A 6850-nucleotide genomic window follows, 5' to 3' on the forward strand; every position below is an offset into this window, starting at 1 on the left:
ATCATGTCTGGTTGAATAGTCACACTTTGGAGCAGGAAAGGCAGAATGCAGAAGGCAGAAGGGAAAGAAAAGTTTAAAGGGAGAAGGTTTTTTATAACTGATTATCCGGACATAATATTAAGAGATAGAGTCATAACTTGAGCAATGAAATGCTATAGTTTCTCTGGATAATATGACATTCAGCAGGGAAGGTATGGAAGAGTCAGCAGTTAAGCCAGAGTTTCCACTTGTCACAGTTGGCGCTTTAGTTAAGGGGCCTTCTGGTCGGGTATTAATTGTTGAGACTACGAAATGGAAGGGTACATGGGGAGTACCCGGGGGAAAGGTTGATTGGGGAGAGTCTTTAGAGGTTGCTGTGGGGCGGGAATTTATGGAAGAAGTGGGTTTGAAATTAACTGATATCCGTTTCGCAATGTTCCATGAGGCAATACTTGACCCACAATTTTATAAGGAAGCTCATTTTGTTATGGTTAATTATTGGGCAGTTTCAGATTCCGAAGATGTTGTGCCGAATGAAGAAATTGTCCGATGGGAGTGGGTTACTCCTGAAGTTGCTTTTGATTATCCTTTGAATAGTTATACTCAGATACTTATTGAAAAATTTAGGTCTCAAATCTCTTCGTAATAGTATATATAGTGCCTGTCCAATAGCGTATTCACTCAGAGCGATTTCTCTATTGTTATATCATGTCCGGTTGAATAGTTACACTTTGGAGGAATGAAGGCAGAAGGCAGAGGGCAGAAGCGGTACGACAACGCGTCGCCGTTAGGCGCAAGGGAATGCTGACCAAGAGAGGGAAGAAAAGATTAGAAGGGATAAAGTTTTTTTATCAGTAATTATCAGGACATAATATTAATCATAACATCAATATATTGTTGATATTGATGTTCATGTGGAACAGCCTTCTAGCAAGTTTTTCCTGTTTTTGAATAATACAGCAGAATCCAAGTATATAAAGTACAGAGATTAACAATTAAATTTTTGTAGCCCGCGATAAGTTTACCTCATTCAAGCAGAATCTTCTGTATCAATATTACTCAAAATCAAGGGTTTGCTAAATTTAATTTAAAAGATTTTGATGCTTCACAAAATGAAATAACTATTGCAACATCCGCAACAGATAGGAACTAGATATTTTCTACACCACATAATCCGTATAGTTCATAAATCTCTTCTCTTTTACCTGCTAACTTTAATTAGGGTTTGCTGATTAATTCTCAAATAATTACTAGATAAATTTTTTAGCCTTTTTAAATATTGAAAAAGTACATGGTTTTCAGCTCTTCATGCTCATGCATGGAGCGCATTTTTAGCGCATAGTTGGGCAAGAAAATTCTCCCCCACTCCCCTACTCCCCTACTCCTTAAAAAATACTTTTTCAGCAAACCCTAATTATAAAAAAAGGGCGCAGACATATTAACAGCTTCACACTCAGAAAACGCCAGATTTTTTCTTCTCTCCTAGATCGCTAAACGCCTTATTCCTTGTCTATTTCTTCATTTTTTAACGCAAACTTTATCTTGACCACTTTCTGTACAATCTTCAAACTTTAGTTGTCCAGCCAACATTTGTTGCTGAACTTCTTCCACTTTTTGTTTAACTTTCTCTGGCAAAACATCATTAAAACGACCTAACTTAGTAATATCTGGATTTTCAATTCCTAAAATATATTTTTCTCCCTTAACTTGATTGTTTTTAACAAGATTAGCAACATAAGCGATCGCTCCTCCAACATCCTGCACTGCACTAGTAAGCACTGCTTTTGGCGCAACATCAAGCTGGTCTATTGTATTGCCTACTGCATAAATTCCTTTTTCTTGTGCTGTTTTTAAAACTGCTGGAGCAGCATTATCTAATAAGTGATAAATCACATCAACCCCAGTCGAAATTAAAGCCAAAGCTGCCTCTTTTCCTTTCGCAATATCATTAAAATCTCCAGTGTAACTAATTACAACTTCAACACTGGAATTTACTGACTTAGCACCTAACTCAAATGCCTTACCTTGTAAGTTAGTTCCTTTAAAAGATAAACCTGTAAGATAAGCAACTTTATTAGTCTTAGTCATCAAACCGGCAATTACACCAGCAAGATAACCCATTTGGAAATAATTTGTTGTCACTGAAGCGTAATTTTCACCAGCAATATTACCATTAACTCCTAAAAAAAATGTATTGGGAAATTGACTAGCGACTTGTTGAATAGCTGCATCAAATTGTCCGCCATGACCGACCACTAAATCGTAATCTTTCCTCGCAAAATCAGAAAGGGTTTCTACTTGGTCTGGTTGGGCAATATTTTCCACATAAATCATCTCACTCTTGAGAATTTCGGCTGCTTTTTTTACCCCTTCATAACCAGATTGATTCCATCCTCCATCGGTAATAACTCCAGGTAAAGCAATAGCAATTTTAAAAGTTTCAGAATTATCTATAGAATCATTACTAGGATTTTCTGTCAGAATCGTTGTAGAGGGAGAATCAGCACAAGCTTTTAATAATAAGCTAGTTGCTAAAGTGGCTGAAATGTACCCAATAAATGAACGTCGATTGAATTTTTTAGTCATATTGAGGTAGTCCTATAGATTTAGTAATTTACTCTAGAATCAAAGATTAGAGATATTCTCTAATTAAAGTTTTAAAAGCAATGTAGCAATTCCCACACTTGTGAGGGACAAAATTTTATGCTTGAGGTAACAGAGAATAAAAAGACAAAAAGATAACTGTACCTCACGACTTTTGGAAAAGCTATAGTATTTATCAGCGTAGAAGTAAGAAGTAAAAATCTTGGGTTTTCTTGGTTTTATGTAGAATAAAGAAGGCAGAAATAATAAGGAAAAACATTGGGTTTTCTGAATTTTAAGCTTTGAATATATTCGCGCCCTTTCCTTTTCTTTTACGCAACTCAAATAAAATTACTATCTCCATATAATATTAGTTAATATAATTAAATTTAACATTTTATAGTGTAGCTAAAAATAGCGATCGCCTAGCAAAATCAACAACTAAATTATCAGTAATAGTAATCAATTTAGCTATATATTTTTTTCAAGTCTCCTTCTTCCCAAATTTGGAGTTGCCTTTCAGCAGCGATAAAGTTGTTAATTGATTTTGGCGGGTAAACAAAATGGTCATAAGCTAGAGCCATTTGTCTAGCTGCTTCTTGGTAAGAAACTTTTCCTATTCCTGTACCTAAACCTGGGCAGACAACATTTTGAATTTGTTGCTCTTGCTGACGGTTGTGGTGTCGCACTGCCAGTAACATTGCCCACATTGCTATATAAGGAATATCAGTACCAGCAATGGACATAGGGACGCGCATAGTGGGGGTATGGGCAAGAAAAGGATGCTGAGGATGACCAGTTTTGACAATAGTAGATGTGCCAACTGGTTGTTCGCCCAGATATTCATCTAATATTTTTTGTTGAACTGAAGTCATTAAAATATCACCAAAATATTTGACGATCGCTGCATCCATACCACCATCCATAAGTCCAAAAGAATTTCCTGGACTTACTAAACAGTCATATTCTGGTACAGTCTCGAAATAATTATTGATAATTTCTAGATTGGGTAAATAATGGAAATGTTCTTGAAAAGCATCATATAGTAATTTATTTGGAGCAATTAAAATCAATTTCATATTAGTCTTTATTCTGGTAGCTTTAGAATTATCAAGAATCTCAATAGGTTTTTAATTTGAAGAAGGAAAAATATCAGCCTTAAAAATATTTTTTGGACATAGTTTGCGTTCTTTGAATTGAGTCTCAAACATATTTTCTGTTTCCTCCTCAACAAATTGTTATAGCAGAAGAAAGAAGGAAGAAGGAAGAAGGAAAAAGGAAAAGTATTACATTGTCTAAGTTTTTAGCTTTTTACCGAATAATTAAGGTAAAAATCATCTCCTTTAAAGGAGAAACAAGAAAAAATTTTCTGTTTATTCAATCCTCCTCCTTTTAGGGAAAAGTAATTATCAATTATCCATTATCCATTATCCATTATTGAACTGTCCTAACCTTTGCTTCGACTGCTATAAATCATTTTTTTACTTAATCTTGAATCTACCACTTTGACTAAAGATTGAAGGGCGTATCTCATATTTGCCAGAATACTTTTTTCTTATTCCCTATTCCCTAAAAGCGATAAATTTTTGGCTTTATTCAAAATATGAGATGCACCCAAATTGAAACATACCTCACACAACTGTTTAATCAGAAATGAATTCAGTCAATAAATTAACTCAGAATATTTTTCATTTCTATTTTAAAAATATTTTCAATAGTTTTTCCGGCAGTTTTGTCTTCCCAGTTAAGGATATCGAGAAAAGTTTCTGCTGAGTGAGTTTCTACAACATCAACGCCCCATTCTCCTGTTTGGAGAGTATCAGGAGAATCACTTAATGGAGGTGTTTTTTTCAAACCTCCGAGAATCAAGACATCAACAATTAAATTCTGATCATTTTTTTGAATTATTCGCTTTTCTCTTAAAGCTTCAGCACATTTTTCACCAACTTGAGGTGGGGAAAAAACTTGATTTTCAAATAAAATTTCTACCACCCAATGAGGATGATTTAATTGCCGACATTTAAGTTGTGGATATTTGCTTAAACCATTAATGAAAACTTGAGCAAACTCTTCTCTATTTAGTTCAGGCAGTGTATTTTCTGAGAGTTCAAAATTGTGGGAAAGTAACATTCGCCCAGTTTGAGATTCAGTCATTATTTTATTTATCCTATATTCTATAAACTTTGATTTAAAATTTTATAGCAGAAGAAAGAACAAAAGAGGAAGGAGGAAGAAGGAAAATATTACAAGGAAAATATTACCTTGTCTGAGTTTTAAGCTTTTGATATTTCCAGTCCTTTTGCTTTGAGTGCTATATATCCTATGTAAGCATTCAGCTATTAGCGGTCAGCAATCAGCAAATAATTCTTTCTCTTGTTAAAGGAGTATACTTTGAGTAGTAACTTTTAATTCTTCTTGAAGGCTAATTTATTCTTCCAAGATAATCATATTAATAACTTATAGCTGATAGCTGACGGCTGAATGCTTACTATCCTATCAGACTATAGATAAAATTGATATCTCTATAAATTTCAAATTAAAACAGTATAAATCATCAGAAAGTGTTGTTGAAAAACTGCTGCTGTTTCCTTCCACTTCCCACAATCTTAATAACTAGATAGTCTTGATATAATCTCGGACTTAGGAATTATGATGGGTCATTTTACTTATCAGTAAAAATTGATTATTGATCTCGTTATACAAATATCGTCTTACTGGCACTCTTCATAATTAAGAATTTTCAACAATTAACAATTACCTCTCCTTTCAATAAGAGAGTTATTTCAAATAAAATTTTTATTTTTGATATTTGATGGATAGAGGGTTGAAAAGTTAATTATTAGGTAATAGTAGCGTACTCAAATCTCAACAGCAAAGATAATTTCTTAATTATGTGAGATAAATTATTCGATTTCTATAGGAATATCATACCAAATCTCAGTTGTTTTCGCTACATTTTCTTGAGATTAGGGAGTAGATAAATAACGGATAAGATATCTTTACTTTATACAAAAATAACTTCTAAATTCTGATTTATAACTTCTGACTTCGTTAAGATTTTCCATTTTTTTCTGGAGGAGCAAATTCAACATAAATTAGACTTATTTTATTTTGATTGCGGATAAATGATGCTCCTAAATTTAAGTCAGTTAAGTTTTGTAGTAATCCTTCTGCTAGTCCTATTTTTCCCGAAATAGAATAAGAATCATCATTGGTTAATTCAATGGAAGCTGTTAAACATTTCCCGTGTAAACGACTATGAGCAACTGCTGTCCATGCTGGTTCATAAGGAAGCCAACTATAATTTTTTTCGTCAAATTTTTCTACTATTTCCGAACTCCAGGGTTGTCCTCCAAGTGATAAATTTCTGATTGATTCATCCGATTTCTTAATACCCCCTTCTATTTTTCCTTCTACTCCACCTACTCCAGTAACTTTAGCATCTGCTTCTATTTCTGTTGCTGTTTTACCAACTTTTTTTTCTTTAATTGTAATTTTAGTTGCTCCCAAATCTACCAATAAGCGAATTAGTTCAGCTTCTCTTTCTGCATAAAGTAAAGAGTCAAATACTTCTATAGGAATATATTTATTACTTTTAGATTTTAAGGGATGCGCTCTATATAATTTTCCTGGTAATGGATGACCTGGAGGAAAGTTAAAATCTTCTGGTATATCTGAGTAAGAAGTTTCTGTAATAAATTCTGACCAACCTTCTAAATTAAATTCATTTAAAGCTAACTTTGTATTTTCGTCGAGTTTTGCTTGTTCACTATCTTGAGTATTTTTTTGATTAGCAATCAGTTTTTTTAGTATTAACTTGGAAAGAGAATAAGAAAAAGGAAGCAAGGCTGACAAGCTCATATCTATATCTATCAAAAATTCTAGGATAGATGATAAATTTGATGTCAGATTACTTGATTTATCATTTTCAGTAGTGACAGTAGTAATTGCTGAAGATAGAGATTCTTGTAAACTGGATTTATCATTAGGGGTAATGTAAAGTAGTGGTTTATATTTTTTGACTTCTTGAATTTCTGAAGACTGATTCATAACAAATCCTCCTGCAAAACTTTTAACAAAAATATTAGAGATTGATTGATGATTAGATAGTAATAATTTACAGATTTTACAATCAAGCAAATTATAAGTACAAACTCATACTTACTTTTGCTTTACATCCTAAAAAAACTTCAATAGAGAATTTACTATTTCCGGATTTTCGCCTCTGAGCATTAAAAATTTTCTAGAGAAACTCATACTTACTCTTGCTTTATCTTCTGAAAAAATT

General features: G+C 33.1%; 5 protein-coding genes. 1 reads left to right on the top strand and 4 read right to left on the bottom strand.

Annotation, left to right across the window (positions count from 1 at the left end; translation table 11 throughout):
• The first annotated feature begins 172 nt into the window (after positions 1-172).
• Complete coding sequence (locus AC3DU7_RS20650; protein WP_488041181.1) at positions 173-625, top strand: NUDIX domain-containing protein; 453 nt, start codon at positions 173-175, stop codon at positions 623-625.
• Positions 626-1497: 872 nt separating this feature from the next.
• Here AC3DU7_RS20650 and AC3DU7_RS20655 read toward each other — a convergent pair.
• The 4 genes from AC3DU7_RS20655 to AC3DU7_RS20670 form a co-directional block, all read right to left on the bottom strand.
• Positions 1498-2565, bottom strand: coding sequence for a BMP family protein (locus tag AC3DU7_RS20655; protein WP_488041182.1), 1068 nt, complete (start codon positions 2563-2565; stop codon positions 1498-1500).
• A gap of 464 nt (positions 2566-3029) precedes the next feature.
• On the bottom strand, positions 3030-3641 hold the full coding sequence (locus tag AC3DU7_RS20660) for a macro domain-containing protein (RefSeq protein WP_488041183.1): 612 nt from the start codon (positions 3639-3641) through the stop codon (positions 3030-3032).
• 592 nt (positions 3642-4233) lie between these two features.
• Positions 4234-4716, bottom strand: coding sequence for a DUF2656 domain-containing protein (locus tag AC3DU7_RS20665; protein ID WP_488041184.1), 483 nt, complete (start codon positions 4714-4716; stop codon positions 4234-4236).
• A gap of 897 nt (positions 4717-5613) precedes the next feature.
• Entirely contained in the window at positions 5614-6612 is a 999-nt protein-coding gene (locus AC3DU7_RS20670) for a hypothetical protein (RefSeq protein ID WP_488041185.1), read from the bottom strand.
• Positions 6613-6850: the final 238 nt, after the last annotated feature.

This window comes from Okeania sp. (assembly GCF_983059655.1).